We start from the raw sequence: 17,224 nt of genomic DNA on the forward strand, positions 1-17,224 counted from the left end.
CGCTGCACACCCGCACAAACGCCACGCGGTCGCGGTGGCGGGGGTCCATGTTGGCCTGCAGCTTGAACACAAACCCGCTGAAGCCTGGCCGCACCGGCTCGATCTCACCGGCGCTGCTGCTGCGCGGAATCGGCTTCTGCGCCAGCTCGAGGAAGGCGTCGAGGAAGGGGCGCACGCCAAAGTTGGTCATGGCCGAGCCGAAGAAGACAGGGCTCAACTCACCGGCGTGCACCAGCTCGAGGTCGAGATCGTTGCCGGCGGCCTCCAGCAGCTCCAGCTCTTCGAGGGCCGCATCCAGCAGCTCGGCTTCCACCGCACCGCTGCTGCGCGCTTCCTCCACGCACAGCACCTTCTCTTCTGAGGTGCGGCCGCGCTCCGCCCGCAAAAACAGGATCACCTGCTGGCTGCGGCGATCGATCACGCCGCGGAAGCGATCACCGCTGCCGATCGGCCAGTTCACCGGCCAGCAGGCCAGCCCCAGCTCCTGCTCGATCTCATCAAGCAGCTCAAGGGGCTCACGCCCCGGCCGATCCATCTTGTTGATGAAGGTGAAGATGGGGATGCGCCGCATGCGGCACACCTCAAACAGCTTGCGGGTCTGGGGCTCAAGGCCCTTGGCGGCGTCTTCGAGCATCACCGCGTTATCGGCGGCGGCCAGGGTGCGGTAGGTGTCTTCAGAAAAGTCTTGGTGGCCAGGGGTATCCAGCAGATTGATCGTGCTGCCGCTGTAGTCGAACTGCAGCACCGTGGAGGTGATCGAGATGCCCCGCTGCTTCTCCAGCTCCATCCAGTCGGAGGTCACCTTGCGCTGCTCGCCTTTGGCCTTCACGGCGCCGGCCTGCTGAATCGCCCCCCCGTAGAGCAGCAGCTTCTCGGTGAGGGTGGTTTTACCCGCGTCGGGGTGGGAGATGATCGCGAAGTTGCGGCGGCGCGCCACCGCCTCGGCCAGGGCCTGAAGCTCGGGAGTGGCGGCGGGAGCAGAGGTGCTGGTCATCGGGCCAGCCTCTCAGAACAACTGTCCCCACACCTCAAGGTAGCGGTCTTCCAGCGCTGCCACCTGCAGCTGATCTGCCAGGCCGGCTGCCTGAAGTTGCTGAGCCACCTCCTCGGGGGTGAAGGCGGCATGCAGAGATGCGAGGTAGTCGCGCTGCAGCACCACCGGGGCATCGGCCAGGTGGAGGCGCTGCAGCACCAAGGCCGCCTCGGCACTGACAGGACGACGTAGATCTTTGATGTACACGCAGGCACCGGGGCCCGCCAGTTGAGCCACGCTGCGCCAGAGCACCTGCGGATCGTGCAGGTGGTGCAACAGGCTGTTGCTCACCACGGCCGTGTAGCCCCCGGCCAGATCAACCGCAGGCAGACAGCGCTGCTCGAAGCGAAGGCGCCCCTGCAGCAGCGGCAACTCGGCCAGGCGCTGCCGGGCCGGAGCGAGCATGGCGGCAGCACCATCGATCCCCATCACAGCGGCGCCGCCGTAGCGCTCCGCCAGGCGAAAGGTGATGTTGCCGGGTCCGCAGCCGAGATCCACAAGCCGCACTCCCAAGCCCTGGGGGAACAACACCGCGAGCCGCTCGATCAAGGCCTGATCACCAGCAGCGAAGTTGGCAGCGGCATAGGCCCGGGCCTGCTCCAGCCCTTCCATCAGCTCAGGTTCAGGCGTGCGGTTCATCGTGCGTTCCTCAGGAGCGATGCGATGCGCTCCCTGGCAAGCATTCTCGGAGTTGCACCGCCAATGGTGGCAACGACAGCTTGCAGACCCCACCGGTGGCGTTATGGTTCGAGCATCGCCCTGTTCAAGCCCCGTGACCCTGTCAGTACCTGGACCCAGCACCGCCGCCATGGGCGAGCCCCTCAAGGGACCCAGACCTGACTTCCCAGCCACGGCGCCTGCCGCCAACCCCGTCTTCTACCGCACCTATTCGCGCAAGACCGTCAGCGGCCGCGAAAGCTGGAAGCAGGTGGCCGAGCGCAACCTGGAAGGCCTGCGCAAGCTGGGCAATCTGAACCCCCAGGAAGTGGAGCTGCTGCGCCGCATGCAGCTTGAGCAGAAGGCCCTGCCCTCCGGCCGCTGGCTGTGGATCGGGGGTACACCCTGGATTGAACAGAGCGAAAACTTCTCCGGCTCCTACAACTGCACCTCCACCAACCTGGTGGATTGGGAAGCCTTCGGTCTGATGATGGACCTGGCGATGATGGGCTGCGGCACCGGCGCCATCATCGAGCCGCGCCTGACCAGCCGGCTGCCGGTGGTCCGCAACCAGCTGGCGATCAAAGCGGTGAGCGACATCGGCGCCACCCCCGCCGGTCAGCGCCAGGAGCACACCAGCCACCGCATTGACGGCCAGCAGGTGTTCATCAAGGTGGGCGACACCCGCCGCGGCTGGGTGGACAGCTACCAACTGCTGCTGGAGCTCTGCAGCGATGAGCGCTTTGACCCCAGCACGCCGATCGAGATCTGCGTGGATCTGGCGGACGTGCGCCCCGTGGGCGAAACGTTGAAAGGGTTCGGCGGCATGGCCAACCCGGTGAAGCTGAAGGATCTGTACGGCCGCGTGGCCCAGATCCTGGGCAAGGCCCAGGGCCGCCAGCTCACCTCCGTGGAGTGCTGCCTTCTGATCGATGAAGCGGCCGTCACGATCGTGGCCGGCAACATCCGCCGTAGCGCCGGCATGCGCCAGTTCGCCGCCGAAGACCTCTCCGCAGCCGGCGCCAAGGAAAACCTCTGGCAGCAAGACAGCGACGGCAACTGGCGCATCGACCCCGAGCGCGATGCCCTGCGGATGGCCAACCACACCCGTGTGTTCCACACCCGTCCCGATCGCGCCACGGTGCTTGAGGCCGTGACCAAGCAGTTCCAGTCCGGCGAGGGCGCCATCCAGTTCGCCCCAGAAGCGATCGCCCGCTCCAACGCCGATCTGCTCCACACCCCCGAGCTGCGCGCCGAGTTCATCGAGATCTACTGCGATCAGGGCCGCGAGGAAGCGGGCCGTTGGCTCACCGCGCACCACCCCGAGATCAGCGCCGCTGAGCTGGAGCACCGCCTCGGCCGCTACGGCCTCAACCCTTGCGGCGAGATCCTCGGCGCCGACTTCCACTGCAACCTGGCCGAGATCCACCTCAACCGCATCGATCCTGAGGATCATGTGGCCCAGGAGGAAGCCTTCACCGCCGGCGGCCTGGCCGTGGCCTGCCTGCTCAACCACCGGTTTGAGGTGGAGCGCTACCGCCAGAGCCGCGCCTGGGATCCGATCGTGGGCGTGAGCTTCACCGGCCTGTTCGACTTCTTCGTGCACGCCTTCGGCACCCCTTGGCTGCAGTGGTGGGAAGCCGGCCGCCCCGACACCGAAGAAGGCCGCAGCTTCAAGGCGAAAGAAGCGGAATACCTGACCCGCTGGAAGCAGATCGTGAACAAGGCCGTGTGGGATTACTGCGATCGCCACGGCCTACGCCGCCCCAACCGCTGCACCACCGTGCAGCCCGCCGGCACCAAGAGCCTGCTCACCGGTGCTTCCCCCGGCTGGCACCCTCCCAAGGCGCAGCGCTTCATCCGCCGCATCACCTTCCGCAAGAACGATCCGGTGGCGCTGGCCTGCATGGACTACGGCTACACAATCGTGCCGTCGCAGAGCGACAAAGACGAGCAGGGCCGCCTGCTCAATGACCCCTTCGATCCCCGCTGCACCGAATGGCTGGTGGAAATCCCCACCGAAGTGAGCTGGGCCAACATCCCGGGCGCTGATGCCGTGGAGATCAACAACTTCTCGGCCATGGCCCAGTTCGACTTCTACATGCAGGTGCAGCAGCACTACACGGCCCATAACACATCGGCCACCGTGGAGTTCCGCGAGCACGAGATCGAGCCGCTCACCGATGCGATCCACGCCGCCATCGATCAGGGCCAGGGCTACATCTCCGCCGCACTGCTTGCCCGCTTTGATGCCAACGCCACCTTCCCGCGCCTGCCGTTCGAGCCGATCGATCACGCCACCTACGAACAACTGCAGAGCGAGGTGGTGGGCCGCCGCCGCACCACCGACTTCTTCGAAGCCCTGCAGCGCTACGACAGTGGTGAGCTGATGGAAGCTGGCCCTGCCGGCTGCGACTCCGACAAGTGCCTGCTGCCCTTGACCAAGCCAGACGACAAGTGAGACAGACTGAGACCCGTTACCAGCAGAGACTTCCCAGGAAACCTGAGACAAGACCACAAAAGAGATAAGTCACTTAGCAAGTCATGTGTGGTAGAGGCTCGGGGCCAGCTCCGGGCCTTTTCTTTGGAACAAAAGAACGATGTGATCGCAGAAACCTGACTCCGCTCACCCGTAGTTAGTCCGCCGCCCATTCCCGGCCCCTGGAGGCCTCGCCATGAGCCGAGCGGAAAGAAGCAGTCAAGACCAGCCGAGAAGGCACTGGTGGGCCATCGACGACGAATGGGCTGTTAGCGGGGTTGCCGATCTGGCAAGCAGGGTTGCGGAATGATGTGTGACCACGCGTGGCCCTAATCGGAGCTGCTGTAAGCCATGGTGGTTCGAATCTTGAAAAGGATCATGTTGCAGCCATCCATTTGCCGCAGCCTTGTCCTTGCAGCAATTGCAGCACTGACGCCGATCTCGGTTCCAGCCGTCGCAGGTCCCGCGAAGCTTGCTCAGCACACCAATCCTGACCCGGGCAGTATGGCGGTGTCGATCAAGGACACTATCCAGTTCAACTGGGGTTTCCAGGGCCAGACACAAGGAGCAGGCACACCAAATGAAATCGGCATCGGCGGATTCCTGCCTCTCTCCGTTGGAACCAACAGCGTCTTGTTCTTGGATGCTCTCGCCAACGTCAACCTTGCTGATATCGGCAACTCCTCCAGCATCATCAACACTGAAGTAGCTGGAACCACCATCTCCACATCTTCACGCCTGGGCTATCGCTGGCTGAACGGCGAACGCTCCTGGATGTTTGGGGTTAACGCAGGCTATGACAGCCGCCCGATGGGAACAGGACAGGTAGATACCAACGTCGCGGCAACAGACTCACAAACGGTGTTCTTCCAGCAAGTCGCTGCCGGGCTAGAAGCTGTGAGCAACAGTTGGAACTTCAATGCATACGCTCTTGTGCCCATTGGCGTGACAGAGGAGCGGCTCAACAGCGCCTACAAGGGCGGCGCGCTTGATACCTACGGATTGGATGCTGGTTATAGCATCACTCCTGATCTGACAGCCTCGGTGGGTTACTACTACCAAAATGGTGATCTGGACAGCGCTGATGGCTCTGGGGTGCGCGGCAGGCTTGCATACACCATCAGTAACGGCCTAACCCTTGGAGCAAACCTGTCTTACGACCAAGCCTTTGATACACGCTTTTCAGCAGACCTGAAATACCGCTTTGGCAGCAAGGGTTTTAGTTCGCCAAAGAAACAGCGGCCAACAGTCACACAGGCTACGCAGGCGCTGTTAGCTACACCAGCAAACAGAGACGTGAGAGTTCATGATACCGACGACGTGATAATCCAGAGCTTAGGAGGTGGTGGCCAATGCATCACTACTCCCTTTGGGACACCGGATGTGCCGATCTGCAATTTCTGAGATTGTCCATAGACTGGAAGAAGCAATACGGATTATTTTCTAGTTATCAAACAGCCGGGCCCTGATTTCTTCCCGCTTGACTCGCCCACCACTCATTGCCTTCTCGATCAGCCGCTCCAGTCGTCGCTGAAGCGCCTTGTAGACCTAGTTCAACGTTCACGCGCCTTGGCATTGTTGGAGTCTCCTGGCTGCGAATAAAGCGTGTACGCCCCGCTAACGGCCTCAAAGCAGGGTGGACCGTGAGCCGGGGATACCAGTTCGCACCGCTGTTAGGAAGCCTGAGCGGACCCGCTAAACGCCGACCCCTTCACCGCGAGCAAGGAGCAACCCATGAACAAACGTCATTGGTTAAGTCATGGTTTTCGTGTCCAGAAAACAAGACAGTGCACGGGATCAAGGGTTTCACAACAACTGCCTGCTGCCCCTGGCAAAGCCGGCGAACTGATGCCGGCGGTGGTGGGCGCCTGGCTACCGCTCAGCCAGCTTCTATGGCTGGCCCTGCAGCTGCCGGTGGTACCGGACACCTCATCCGGCAACCTCAGGGATGCGACTTTCCGCTCCCTGAACCATTGCAGCAGCACGCGTCAACAGCAAGCCTGCATGCAAGCCGACTCCAACCTGCAGGCTCTGATCGTCGAGCAGGAGCGCCCGGAAGCTCGAGAACGCCAGCCCCGCTGCCTCGGGGCACTGACGCAGGTGGAAACCGTATTGGCCACCTTCCGCTGGAGGCTGGAGACCAGCACCAACCTGCAGCGGGCAATCGATGCCGCTGAAGCGCAGTGTCTGCCGCTCTGATGGTCAACTCAGCTGCCGCCGAATCAACGCCTGCAGCTGCTGCCATCGGGGCACGAACAATGCTTTGAGCTGGGAGTCGTAAGCCAGCGAGCCCTCAGCCACGGATGCTGAGTGCAAAACACAGTTAGCGGCGAGCAGGCCACTTTCGGCTGCGTGGTCGATGCCGTGGCCGAGCAGAGGATCAATCAGAGAGGCAGCGTCACCGAGCAGCAACACACCTGGTGCCGGAGATCCCACCAACCGTTCCGGGGGAGGAAGCAGCGGGCAAGCCCAGGCCACCCCAGAGCGGCCAAACCATTGCCGGGCGAGATGTGCCGCGGGCGGGGCGGCGGCATCCGCAGTAGCCAATGGACGGAACAATCCCAGATTGCGCTGCTCACCCAGCTGAAAAGACCAGCGATAGAGCAATGAGTGCGGCTGCGGATAAATCAGCTCAGACGGCTGGCTGCCTTTGGCAGGCTCGGCCATAACCCGCACGCCGACAGCGAGATCGTCACGATGATGAGAGCCGAGCATCTGCTGGCGCACCCGCGAGCCGGCCCCATCGGCGGCCAACACCCAACTGGCCTGCAGCTCCCAGCCGCGACAAGCTCCTGAGGGATCAGGGCGCCGCCCGCTCAGACACCAACCGCCCCCTGTATCCGGACGCAGCTGAGTGAGCTGCCAGCCCTCACGAACTGGCAGATCATGCTGGCGTAGCTGATCCACCAGCAGCGCATCGAACAGCCGTCGTGGCAGCGCTTCGGCGATCGGCGTAAGGGAAAGTCTGCCGGACTCGGTGGAACGCCAGGCCTGCGGACGCTGCCGAGCCAGACGATCAAACACCACACTGCCCCGGGCCAGCAGAGCACTGCGCTGGAGCTGCGGATCCCAGCTGGGCTGAAAACCGGCCTGCCGCAACAGGGGAAAGGTGCGGGGCGGCAGCAGGTCACCGCAGATTTTGTCTCGGGGAAAGTGGGCGCGATCGAGCAACACCACGGGCAGCCCCGCCCGATGCAGACGCATCGCCGCCGTGGCGCCCGCCGGACCAGCCCCCACAACAACGACCGGCCCACCCATGGCGCTCAGACCGCGCCGAGAAACTCCAGGGCCGTGGCCAGTTGCTCGAGGAGCTCGCAACAGCGTTCGTACTGAATTTCGGGAGCGAGGCTCACCGGCAGGGTCTCAATCATGTCGGCCAGTTCACGGGTTCGCACGGCCAACAGATCAGTGCAAAGAACAGACATGAATCCCGCGACCCTCGGTCGCCCCACGCGCTATCCCAACCTTGAACCTCAGTCTCATGAGTCCATGATGGGATTACCCATGCTGAGGCGGCGCGTGGGAACATGGCTGCTGCCTTAGGGCTACACCTGGAGAGGTGGTCGAGTGGTTGATGGCTCCGGTCTTGAAAACCGGCGAGGTGAAAGCCTCCGTGGGTTCGAATCCCACCCTCTCCGTTGCTTCAGTCGCCCCCTGCACCACCCGCAGGGAGCTTCTGGCCTCCAGAAACTCTTAAGGTTCCGAGCCCCGATTGCAGCCGTTGACACACCACTGACCCCAGCGACGCGATTGCATGGGATTGGTCCACGATCCTCTATGGCCTACGAACCCGGAACGACCGATTGCCGCGTGCTGATCGACAGCAAGGCCCAGATCGAGGCGATCCTGCTGAACCTCGCCAAGCTCGAAAACACGCAACACATCCGCCAGCAACTTGTGGCAGTGCACAACCAACTCGAGGGCCTGCATGAGCTCAGGCGCCAAAAGCGCAGCGCCACACTCAGTGCGGCCTAAACCAGCCAGGCCCCTTAGGCTCTGCGCATGATCTTCGACAACGACAAAAGGCCAGCCTGGCTCAATTGGGTCTTCCTGGCCGTTTTTCTCTGGTCAAGCTGGCAGCTGGCCGGCATGTGGTTCAGCCAGCTGCATCAGGGGTAAGCGTTTGGCACAAAGAACTGCTCGTTGATCGGCGGCCGCTCGTAGCCCTGGGCCTTGCCCCGCGGCGGCAGCTTCAGAGCGGGCGGCGTCATGTCGTGGTACGGCACCTTGCTGAGAAGGTGGCGGATGCAATTGAGGCGGGCGCGGCGCTTGTCGTCGGCCTCCACAGTGAACCAGGGCGCCTCGGGGATGTTGGTGTGGGCGAACATGTCGTCCTTGGCACGCGAGAACTCCACCCAGCGATCGCGGGATTCCAGATCCATCGGGCTGAGCTTCCAGCGCCGCGCGGGATCATCGATACGGGCCTGAAAGCGCGCTTCCTGCTCCGCATCGCTCACCGAGAACCAATACTTGAGCAACACGATCCCAGAGCGCACCAGCATCCGTTCAAACTCCGGGCACGACTGCTCAAACTCCCGCAGCTCCGCCTCGCTGCAGAAGCCCATCACCCGCTCCACACCAGCGCGGTTGTACCAGCTGCGATCAAACAGCACGATCTCTCCAGCTGAGGGGAAGTGCTCCACGTAGCGCTGGAAATACCACTGGCTGCGCTGCTGATCACTCGGAGTACCGAGAGCCACCACACGACAGCCGCGGGGATTGAGCGGTTCGGTGATGCGCTTGATCGTGCCGCCCTTACCGGCAGCGTCGCGCCCCTCAAACAGCACCATCAGGCGAAAGCCCGTGGCTTTGACCCAGTACTGCATCTTCACGAGCTCCACCTGCAGGCGAGCCAGCTCCTTGGCGTAAAGCTTGCGGTCGAGCGGAGCCGCGACGCCCCCGTGATCCAGCGCAGAGGCTCGGGGCGGCTTGGCGGACTTGCCCATCACCGCTCAGCGGCGCGGCAGGGGAGCCGCCTTGGCCGAGCCTGCCTCGAATAGGGCCCGCACGAAGCGCACCAGGCCAGCCACCAACAGCAGCAAGGCCAGCAGGGCAATCGCCACCAACACCAGCACCGCCAGCAACTGCAACACACCCATCAGCAACTGCGACAAGCCGCCGATCAGATGGCCGATGGCGGTGCTGATCAACAGCAGACTGTCGAGATCAATCAGCTCCGGCAGCTGCAGGAGCAACACCAGAAGGCCAACACCGGCCCCCATCAGCAGAACGGCCTCGAGGATGCGGCGCGACCGCGGCGGCTTTCGGCGCCGACGAAATACCGTACGCGGAGCTGCTGGCGGCTGACCGCGGCCACCACGCACCACCTGCAGCCCGCGGCGACGGCTCATGACTCGATCCGGTATCCAGCTCCCCGCATCCAGCGTTCGAACTCCACCAGCACCAGCTCATTGGGGCAATCCACCAAGCTGAGATCGCCCACGCTGCAGTCGCCCTGACCGCCGTGGTGGAGCGAGAGGTGAAACTGCTCGCCGCTGAGGCCGCACACCTCCGGATCGCTGCGCACCACCACATCGAGGCAAGCGCCCAGGCGGGTCACACGGCGACGCAGTTCAGACCAGCTCAAGTCGCTCATTGCGGTAGTGCAAGTGTGAAGGGGAATGGAGTGGCGTCAACCACCGCGCGCGGGGGTGCTCACCGCGGCCGGCGCGCTGGAGGGAGGCTTCGGGGTGGGGAGCAGTGCGATGAGGACACCGGCCACCAGCAGCGCTGCGATACCGGTGAGAGGAGCCGCCACCCGGCGAGCCAGCGGCAGGCGATGGCGCAACTCCGATCGCCGCAGTGGCTGCGGCGCCGGCCACTGCAGCGGGACTGCCACCTGCGGATCGAGCTGCAGGCGATCGAGGCAGCGCACCAGATCGCTCAGCTCCGCGTCATCGAGGGATAAGCGCAGCGGAGGTGTATTGGGCTGGCTGCTGCGCAGCTCGAGCTCGTGCTGACCATCCACAGGCCTGATTGCCACGGGCACATCCTCGGCGCCCTGGGGCCTGGCCACGCCGCTGATCAAACAGCGGGCGTAGGGGAGCACCACATTGAGCAGCGCCTGAAGGTGATTGCGCTGGCCTTCGAGCTCGGTCTTGCCGGCAAGGGCGAGGCTGAACCCGGTGAGGATGCCGATTGTCTGGCTGCTCTGGCCGGCTGAGAGATCAGGCAAACCCTCAAGCACCAGCCGGCAGCTGGTTTGTTCGTAGCGGCTGGTCAGTTTCATCGCAGGGTTGCTGTCGTGCTGCGGATCAGGCCGCTGCGTCCATCAGGCTGGCCTTCAGCCGAGTGAATCCTCCAGGACCAGCGCTGAGGGCCATGGTCTGGATCAGTTCACGGCAGAGCTGCGGACCCTCCTGGGGATCCAGCAATCGCTGCACCCCACCACGACGAGGGTTAAACCGCGGAACAGGGCCCAACGCTGTTCACTCAGCTGGGGGGGCTCGGCCGAGGAGAGCAGGCTGCGCAGCATCGGATACAACCGATCCGCCAAGGCATTCAGGATGCGGATCAAGCCATCGGCCTCCGCTTCCGTGATCCGATCACGGCGGGTGGTGCGCCGAAGAGGGTTGCTGCAGCGGCGTTTCCACAGCTCCACCCGGTTGGGGAAGAGATCGGTGAGCCCCATCTCCTCACTGAGCCACACCATCGCCTCGCCGCCGTTGAGGTCGAGCGCTTCAGCGGAGAGGAGCAACAGATCGAGCCGCTCCAGACCCCGCCGGGAGAGCGAGCGCTGGGGTTGCACAGGAGCATCAGCCATGGCTGCGATACTGCCAGCTGCGCACCCGATCCGTCGACCATGACCACCCTTGATCTGCGTGGCCTGGTGCGTGACATCCCCGACTTTCCCAAGCCAGGCATCCTGTTTCGCGACATCACTCCGCTGATGCGCAGCCCCCTGGCTTGGCAGGAAGTGATGCGCCAGATGGGAGCTGTATGCGATCAGCTGGCCCCGGATCTGATTGTGGGGATTGAGTCGCGCGGATTCATCGTGGGCACGGCTTTGGCCACAGCCCGCAACATCGGCTTCAGCCCGGTACGCAAGCCGGGCAAGTTGCCCGGTGAGGTGATCGGAGTGGACTACACCCTCGAATACGGCAGCGACAGGCTCGAGATCATCCCCGATGGTTTTGAACACAGGCCGCGGGTGCTGATCGTGGACGATCTGTTGGCCACCGGCGGTACCGCCGGCGCTTGCGCAGAGCTGGTAGATCGGGTGGGCGGAGAACTCTGCGGTTTTGCCTTCATCGTGGAACTGGCTGACTTGGGCGGCAAAGCCAAGCTGCCGGAGTCGGTGCCGGTGGAATCACTGATCGTGTATTGAGAGCACCCCGCCCTACGGATCAAGCGCAGCCTGCCAGCCGAGCACCTGATCGAACTGCTCAAGGCTGATCAGGCCGAATCGCCAGAGCACCACCGGTAGGGGTGCCTGCTCCTGCTCCGATTGCCGTAAACCCAGCTGCAGGGAGTTGTCGCTGAGCCCCAGGTCATGGCGCAGATACCGCAGCAGCGCAGGGCTTGGCGGTGGCTGGGGCGAACTGCTGATCACCATGGCTCGCCCGTGTCACCGTGCCGCCATCCTGATCAGGGCCAGCGCAGGCGGCAAGGGCCATCGCTCATGGCGCTGAGGCTCAGGGCCCGAAGCCAGCTGAAGCGCCCCAGCAGCGCAAGTGCCAGCCAGCGAACAGGCAGCAGCAGCGGCTGGCGATTGGAGAACAGGCGAACAAGCGCATCAGTGGCCAGCAGCACCAGTGCGATATCGAGCCAGCGGCGAGCGGCGTAGCGCCGTGGCAGCAGCCGCAGGGGGAGGCGGCCGCCGGCCGCGCGAGACGCCAATTGCTGCAACACCGCCACATCACGCCAACAGAGATTGAGGCCCTGGCCGCCCACGGGATGGGAGCGATGAGCGGTCTCACCCACCAGCACCACCCCCTTGCGCTGGAGCGGCCAGGCCCAATCAAGCGCCACGGGAAACGCCCGCGGCCGATCCAGCAGCACCTCCGCTTGCAGCTGCTCCGGCAGCGCGGCGCTGAGGGCGTCCAGAAAGGCCGCCGGCTCAAGAGCCTCCAACTGCTGCAGCCACGGCAGCGGCGCACTCCACACCAGCTGGAAGGCGTCGTCTCCCAGCGGGAGCACGGCAAAAGGACCTTCGGGGCGGAACAATTCCCAGGCTTGATCCGGCTGGGATCCCCGGAGCCTCACCTGCACCGTGAGGCAGCCCTGGCGATAGGGGCGATGCCAATGGCGGATGCCAGCGGCGCGGCGGCAGGGCGAGTGGTGGCCATCGGCAGCCACCACCAAATTCACCCCCTCCGGAGCCCCTGGGCCAGCGGCATCAGCGAGGTGTAAACGCAGCCCAGGCTGCGACTCGAGCTCCTGAAGCAGCAGCGCCATCAAGGGACGGTGCTGCAGGATCCAGCCCACAGCATCGACGGGCCCAGCGCTGGAGCGCCTGGGCAGATCACCCACCCGAAACGCCACGCGCCGCTGCAGGGCCTGATCGCAGAGCTCCAGGCGGCGAAACGGCGCCAGATGCGGCTGCAGGGGCTGCCAGAGCTTCAGGCTCTGCAGCAGCTCCGCGCTGGAATGGGTGAGGGCATAGGCGCGGCTGCGCTCGAGCAGGGCGGCAGCGGGCAAGGGATCCCACAGCTCGACCGCCCAACCACTGCGAGCCAGAGCCAGGGCCGCCAGTGCACCGGTGGGCCCAGCCCCGTAAACCCGAGCCCGCAACGCGGCAGCGGCGGGAGCGGCAGGAGCTGAGCGGCGCATGGGCAAGGCAACAAAAAACCGCAGCACGATTGTGTGCCGCGGTTGAGTGAAGTGAAGATATGGGGCAAAGGCTGAAGATCAGCCGATGCCCAGCAGGCCACGGGTGAACGATTCGCCGCCGAGGGCCAACTCAGTGGCGAGCAGAGCAATGAAGCCGAGCATGGCCATGCGGCCGTTGAGCTTCTCAGCGCGCTCGTGGAAACCCCAGCCGTTCTCGGCTTCCACCACCTGCATGCGGGGCTCAGAAGCGAAGGCGTTCAAGCGGCCGCCATCTTCCTGGGTCACGGTGGCGCCACGGATGGCGGGAGTGTTGGCCTGGGTCATGACTGCCTCGTCGAATACACGAACTGTAACGCAATGTTGCGCGTTGTTGCACGCCGTTAATCCGCTTCAGCGCAGCCGCTTCAGGCACAGCTCTTCAAAGGCCGGCCGAAGCAGGTAGGGATACTCACCCACCCAGAGCTTCAGCTGGGGCACCCAAGCATCACTCAGGGCTCCGATGCGCGAGAAATCCTTGCGCTCGCTCAGCACCAGGCAGCGAACCACCATGCCGCGGCGAATCAGCTTGTGCTTTTTGTCGTACGGGAAGCGGATGCTTCCCAGGTAGCCGTCTTCATCCTCAAGCTCCAGGCAAAGCCAGGTGCGGCGGTTCTCCACCAGCTCCAGCCGGCCCTCACGGTCGGTGGTTTCCTGGCGACCTTCCACCAGTTCCTTGGTGTAGTAGTCGGCCACTTCGCCCTCGAAGATGGCCGCGGCGGGGTAGCGGCGCAGGGTGGCGTTCTTGCGGCCGGCCTCCACGATCGGACCCCAGAGCATGTAGAGCAGGAACACGAAGCCCACCACAAGCAGGATCGGGGACGCCTGGCTGCTCATAGCCACCCCCTGGCTCACCAGCAGGCTGATCACGCCGCCGATCACGGAGATAAACAAGCGCTGCAACACCTTCTGGGGATTGCCGCTGCAGGCATTGAATTGAGGACCGGTGGCCACCGCCGGAATCAGGCGCGGCAGCTCACCGGGGCGGAGCGGGATCAACATGGCGCCAGTGTCGGAGCCGCGCGGGCTCAGAGCAAGCGCTCGAGGCCATACACGAGCCCAGGCAGCTGGCGCACCCTGCGCACGCTGAGCAGCACACCTGGCATGTAGGCGGAGCGATCGATCGTGTCGTGGCGGAGGGTGTAGGTCTCACCAGGTGCCCCAAACATCACTTCCTGATGGGCCACCAGGCCCGGCAGGCGGATCGAGTGCAGCCGCAGGCCACTCAGGCGCTCACCACCACGGCAGCCCGTCAGGGTTTCGTGCTCCTCCACCTGCTGGGGGTTGAAGCTCTTGCCGAGCTCCTCCATTAGCTCAGCGGTTTTGATGCAGGTGCCGCTGGGGGCATCGGCCTTGCGGTTGTGGTGGAGCTCCGTGAGCTCAGCGAAGTCATAGAAACGCGCAGCGGCAGCAGCGGCCTGCTGCAGCAGCACCATGCCCACGGAGAAATTGGGGATCACGGCCCCACCCACCGAGGCCTTGCCTGCAAAGGAAGCCAGATCCTGCAGTTGCTCCGGACTGAGGCCCGTGGTGCCGATCACCGGATGCACTCCGTAGGCGATGGCGCCGCGGGTGTGCTCATAAACCACCGAAGGATGGGTGAAATCCACCAGCACGGCGCCGGCACCGGGGCCGTCGTTACGCACCGCCTGGCTGGCCTGGCAGAGGCAGCCCTCAAAGTCGGTTGTGATCGCCACCTCAAGCTCACCGAGGCCGAGCTCCAGGCCCACATCCGCACCTTCCTTCCCAGCTGTGGTGTCGATCGCCCCGATCAAGCGGCAGTCAGGGGCGTTGATCACCGCCTTCACCACCTCAGCGCCCATGCGCCCCAGCGCACCAGCTACCACCACCGCAATGGGCTGGCTGCTGGAGGAGCTGGCGGGAGCCGAACTGGCGGTCATCGAAAGCGGGGCGTTAAAGCAACGGCTCGAGCCTATGGGCTGGGGCCACCACGGCTGTAACAGCTTGGAATCTGAGCTCGCGGCGGTGCCTGGGCCTACGTAGGCTCCTTCACATTGCTCAATCCAGCGCGCATGTTCACGCAGGTCCGCTCCGCCTCCCGCCGCGTCAGCCCCGGTGAGGTGAACGGCCGGGCCGTGATGAAGGCCGTGTATGTGGTTCTCGAGCCGCAGTATCAAAATGCGCTCACCCAAGCCGCCACCTCGCTCAACGACCAGAACGGTCCGCTGGCGATCGATCTGTGCGGCTACCTGATCGAAGAGCTGCGCGATCCCACCAACTACGCCGACTTCTGCGCCGATGTGGCCGAAGCCGATGTATTCATCGGCTCGCTGATCTTCATCGAAGACCTGGCCCAGAAGGTGGTTGATGCCGTAGCACCCCACCGCGACCGCCTCAAGGCCGCCGTGGTGTTCCCCTCCATGCCGGAGGTGATGCGGCTCAACAAGCTGGGCACGTTCTCCATGGCCCAGTTGGGCCAAAGCAAGAGCGCCATCGCCGGCTTTATGAAGAAGCGGAAGGAAGCCGGTGGAGCCGGCTTCCAGGACGCGATGTTGAAGCTGCTCAACACCCTGCCGACGGTGTTGAAGTATCTGCCGGTGGAGAAGGCGCAGGATGCCCGCTCCTTCATGCTCAGCTTCCAGTACTGGCTTGGTGGTACGCCAGACAACCTGCGCAACTTCCTGTTGATGCTGGCGGATAAGTACGTGTTCCCCCGCACGGCGGACGACCGCCCCGAGCTTCAGGTGGCCGATCCGGTGGTGTTCCCCGATCTGGGCATTTGGCACCCCCTTGCCCCCGCGATGTTCGAGGACCTCAAGGAGTATCTCAACTGGAATGCCAGCCGCAAAGACCTCTCAGAGAAGGCACGCAAGGGCCCGGTGATCGGCCTGGTGCTCCAGCGCAGCCACATCGTCACCGGTGATGAAGCCCACTATGTGGCGGTGATTCAGGAGATGGAGTTCCGCGGCGCCACCGTGATCCCGGTGTTCTGCGGCGGACTCGACTTCACCAAGCCGGTGAATGCCTTCTTCTACGACCCGATCAATCCCGACGTGCCGTTGGTGGATGGCGTGGTGTCGCTCACCGGTTTTGCCCTCGTGGGCGGCCCGGCCCGCCAGGACCACCCCAAGGCGATCGAGGTGCTGAAGAAGCTCAACCGCCCCTACATGGTGGCGCTGCCCCTGGTGTTCCAAACCACCCAGGAGTGGGAGGAAAGCGACCTGGGGTTGCACCCGGTGCAGGTGGCGCTGCAGATCGCCATCCCCGAACTCGATGGCGCCATTGAGCCGATTGTGCTGAGCGGCCGCGACGACGCCACCGGCAAGGCCCACACCCTTCAAGACCGAGTGGATGCCATCGCCGAGCGCGCCATTCGCTGGGCCTCGCTGCGGATCAAGCCACGCGCCGAGAAGAAGTTGGCGATCACGGTGTTCAGCTTCCCGCCCGATAAAGGAAACGTGGGCACCGCCGCCTACCTCGACGTGTTCGGCTCGATCTACCGCGTGCTCGAGGAGATGCGCGCCAAGGGCTACGAGGTGAAGGATCTGCCCGCCACACCGAAGGCGCTGATGGAAACAGTGCTCAAAGATCCCGAAGCGCTCGAAGGCTCACCGGAACTGGCGATTGCCCACCGCATGAGCGTGGAGGAATACGAGCGACTCACCCCCTATTCCGAGCGTCTCGAGGAGAACTGGGGCAAGCCCCCCGGCACCCTCAACACCGATGGCACCAACCTGCTGATCTTCGGCCGCCACTTCGGCAACGTCTTCGTTGGCGTGCAGCCCACCTTCGGCTACGAGGGTGATCCGATGCGGTTGCTCTACTCCCGCAGCGCCAGCCCCCACCACGGTTTTGCCGCCTACTACACCTACCTCGAGAAGGTGTGGGGCGCCGATGCGGTGCTGCACTTCGGCACCCACGGCTCGCTGGAGTTCATGCCCGGCAAGCAGATGGGCATGAGCGAAACCTGCTATCCCGACTCGCTGATCGGCGCGCTGCCAAACCTCTACTACTACGCAGCCAACAACCCCTCGGAAGCCACCATCGCCAAGCGGCGCGGCTACGCCGAAACGATCTCCTACCTCACACCCCCCGCCGAGAACGCAGGCCTCTACAAGGGCCTCAAGGAGCTGGGCGAACTGGTGGGCTCCTACCAGCAACTGCGAGAAGGCTCCCGCGGCGTGCAGATCGTGAATGCCGTGGTGGAAACCGCCCGCCAGTGCAACCTCGATAAAGACGTGGTGCTGCCCGAGGTGGATGCCTCCGAGCTCGATCTCGATGCCAGG

The 17,224-nt window shown here is 64.2% G+C and carries 19 protein-coding genes, 1 tRNA gene and 1 pseudogene; 7 read left to right on the top strand and 14 right to left on the bottom strand.

Going from position 1 to position 17,224, the window contains the following annotated elements:
• The coding region (locus ACIQ2E_RS03435) for a peptide chain release factor 3 (RefSeq protein ID WP_398326198.1) at positions 1-994 on the bottom strand (994 nt) is incomplete at its 3' end.
• A gap of 12 nt (positions 995-1,006) precedes the next feature.
• Entirely contained in the window at positions 1,007-1,672 is a 666-nt protein-coding gene (locus tag ACIQ2E_RS03440) for a class I SAM-dependent methyltransferase (RefSeq protein WP_398326201.1), read from the bottom strand.
• 169 nt (positions 1,673-1,841) lie between these two features.
• Here ACIQ2E_RS03440 and nrdJ point away from each other — a divergent pair, with 169 nt between their 5' ends.
• The 3 genes from nrdJ to ACIQ2E_RS03455 all read left to right on the top strand — a co-directional run bounded on the left by nrdJ (position 1,842) and on the right by ACIQ2E_RS03455 (position 6,368).
• Positions 1,842-4,151: a ribonucleoside-triphosphate reductase, adenosylcobalamin-dependent gene (nrdJ, locus tag ACIQ2E_RS03445; protein ID WP_398326244.1), complete on the top strand. Its 2,310-nt coding sequence runs from the start codon at positions 1,842-1,844 to the stop codon at positions 4,149-4,151.
• Between the two features lie 369 nt (positions 4,152-4,520).
• The gene (locus ACIQ2E_RS03450) at positions 4,521-5,573 is read left to right on the top strand and encodes a carbamoyl-phosphate synthase (protein ID WP_398326204.1); all 1,053 of its coding nucleotides are present in this window, start codon (positions 4,521-4,523) and stop codon (positions 5,571-5,573) included.
• 444 nt (positions 5,574-6,017) lie between these two features.
• The gene (locus ACIQ2E_RS03455; RefSeq protein WP_398326207.1) at positions 6,018-6,368 is read left to right on the top strand and encodes a hypothetical protein; all 351 of its coding nucleotides are present in this window, start codon (positions 6,018-6,020) and stop codon (positions 6,366-6,368) included.
• 3 nt (positions 6,369-6,371) lie between these two features.
• Here the strand turns inward: ACIQ2E_RS03455 and ACIQ2E_RS03460 are convergent, their stop codons facing one another.
• The gene (locus tag ACIQ2E_RS03460) at positions 6,372-7,427 is read right to left on the bottom strand and encodes an NAD(P)/FAD-dependent oxidoreductase (RefSeq protein ID WP_398326210.1); all 1,056 of its coding nucleotides are present in this window, start codon (positions 7,425-7,427) and stop codon (positions 6,372-6,374) included.
• 5 nt (positions 7,428-7,432) lie between these two features.
• Complete coding sequence (locus tag ACIQ2E_RS03465; protein WP_398326247.1) at positions 7,433-7,570, bottom strand: hypothetical protein; 138 nt, start codon at positions 7,568-7,570, stop codon at positions 7,433-7,435.
• 152 nt (positions 7,571-7,722) lie between these two features.
• Between ACIQ2E_RS03465 and ACIQ2E_RS03470 the strand changes: the two genes are divergently transcribed.
• Together ACIQ2E_RS03470 and ACIQ2E_RS03475 are read left to right on the top strand one after the other, a co-directional pair.
• Positions 7,723-7,807: transfer RNA gene (locus ACIQ2E_RS03470), tRNA-Ser, on the top strand.
• Positions 7,808-7,946: 139 nt separating this feature from the next.
• Positions 7,947-8,144, top strand: coding sequence for a hypothetical protein (locus ACIQ2E_RS03475; protein WP_398326213.1), 198 nt, complete (start codon positions 7,947-7,949; stop codon positions 8,142-8,144).
• A 134-nt stretch (positions 8,145-8,278) separates the two neighbouring features.
• Here the strand turns inward: ACIQ2E_RS03475 and ppk2 are convergent, their stop codons facing one another.
• The 5 genes and pseudogenes from ppk2 to ACIQ2E_RS03500 form a co-directional block, all read right to left on the bottom strand.
• Positions 8,279-9,115 (bottom strand): polyphosphate kinase 2, encoded by an 837-nt coding sequence (ppk2, locus tag ACIQ2E_RS03480; RefSeq protein WP_398326216.1) that lies wholly within the window; start codon positions 9,113-9,115, stop codon positions 8,279-8,281.
• 6 nt (positions 9,116-9,121) lie between these two features.
• The gene (locus ACIQ2E_RS03485; protein WP_398326219.1) at positions 9,122-9,520 is read right to left on the bottom strand and encodes a hypothetical protein; all 399 of its coding nucleotides are present in this window, start codon (positions 9,518-9,520) and stop codon (positions 9,122-9,124) included.
• A complete protein-coding gene (locus tag ACIQ2E_RS03490) occupies positions 9,517-9,765 on the bottom strand; it encodes a hypothetical protein (protein ID WP_296366025.1) in 249 nt (82 codons plus the stop codon). The genes ACIQ2E_RS03485 and ACIQ2E_RS03490 overlap by 4 nt, the downstream gene beginning before the upstream one ends.
• 36 nt (positions 9,766-9,801) lie before the next feature.
• Positions 9,802-10,398 (bottom strand): DUF4335 domain-containing protein, encoded by a 597-nt coding sequence (locus ACIQ2E_RS03495; RefSeq protein WP_398326222.1) that lies wholly within the window; start codon positions 10,396-10,398, stop codon positions 9,802-9,804.
• 25 nt (positions 10,399-10,423) lie between these two features.
• A pseudogene (locus tag ACIQ2E_RS03500) lies at positions 10,424-10,932 on the bottom strand (DUF3038 domain-containing protein).
• A 39-nt stretch (positions 10,933-10,971) separates the two neighbouring features.
• Between ACIQ2E_RS03500 and ACIQ2E_RS03505 the strand changes: the two are divergent.
• Entirely contained in the window at positions 10,972-11,496 is a 525-nt protein-coding gene (locus ACIQ2E_RS03505) for an adenine phosphoribosyltransferase (protein WP_398326225.1), read from the top strand.
• A 12-nt stretch (positions 11,497-11,508) separates the two neighbouring features.
• On the opposite strand, the gene ACIQ2E_RS03510 is transcribed toward ACIQ2E_RS03505, so the two are convergent.
• The 5 genes from ACIQ2E_RS03510 to dapB all read right to left on the bottom strand — a co-directional run bounded on the left by ACIQ2E_RS03510 (position 11,509) and on the right by dapB (position 14,878).
• Positions 11,509-11,724, bottom strand: coding sequence for a DUF2949 domain-containing protein (locus ACIQ2E_RS03510; RefSeq protein WP_398326228.1), 216 nt, complete (start codon positions 11,722-11,724; stop codon positions 11,509-11,511).
• 32 nt (positions 11,725-11,756) lie between these two features.
• Positions 11,757-12,941: an FAD-dependent monooxygenase gene (locus ACIQ2E_RS03515; RefSeq protein WP_398326231.1), complete on the bottom strand. Its 1,185-nt coding sequence runs from the start codon at positions 12,939-12,941 to the stop codon at positions 11,757-11,759.
• Between the two features lie 78 nt (positions 12,942-13,019).
• Positions 13,020-13,265 carry a high light inducible protein gene (locus ACIQ2E_RS03520; protein ID WP_296366019.1) on the bottom strand — a complete coding sequence of 82 codons (246 nt, stop codon included), beginning with the start codon at positions 13,263-13,265 and terminating at the stop codon, positions 13,020-13,022.
• Between the two features lie 66 nt (positions 13,266-13,331).
• On the bottom strand, positions 13,332-13,979 hold the full coding sequence (locus ACIQ2E_RS03525; protein ID WP_398326235.1) for a hypothetical protein: 648 nt from the start codon (positions 13,977-13,979) through the stop codon (positions 13,332-13,334).
• 26 nt (positions 13,980-14,005) lie between these two features.
• Positions 14,006-14,878: a 4-hydroxy-tetrahydrodipicolinate reductase gene (gene dapB, locus ACIQ2E_RS03530; protein ID WP_398326238.1), complete on the bottom strand. Its 873-nt coding sequence runs from the start codon at positions 14,876-14,878 to the stop codon at positions 14,006-14,008.
• A 132-nt stretch (positions 14,879-15,010) separates the two neighbouring features.
• Between dapB and bchH the strand changes: the two genes are divergently transcribed.
• A partial coding sequence (gene bchH / locus ACIQ2E_RS03535) for a magnesium chelatase subunit H (RefSeq protein ID WP_398326241.1) occupies positions 15,011-17,224 on the top strand: 2,214 nt, incomplete at its 3' end.

Origin of the sequence: Vulcanococcus sp., from assembly GCF_044369115.1 — a bacterium.
GTDB lineage: Bacteria > Cyanobacteriota > Cyanobacteriia > PCC-6307 > Cyanobiaceae > Vulcanococcus.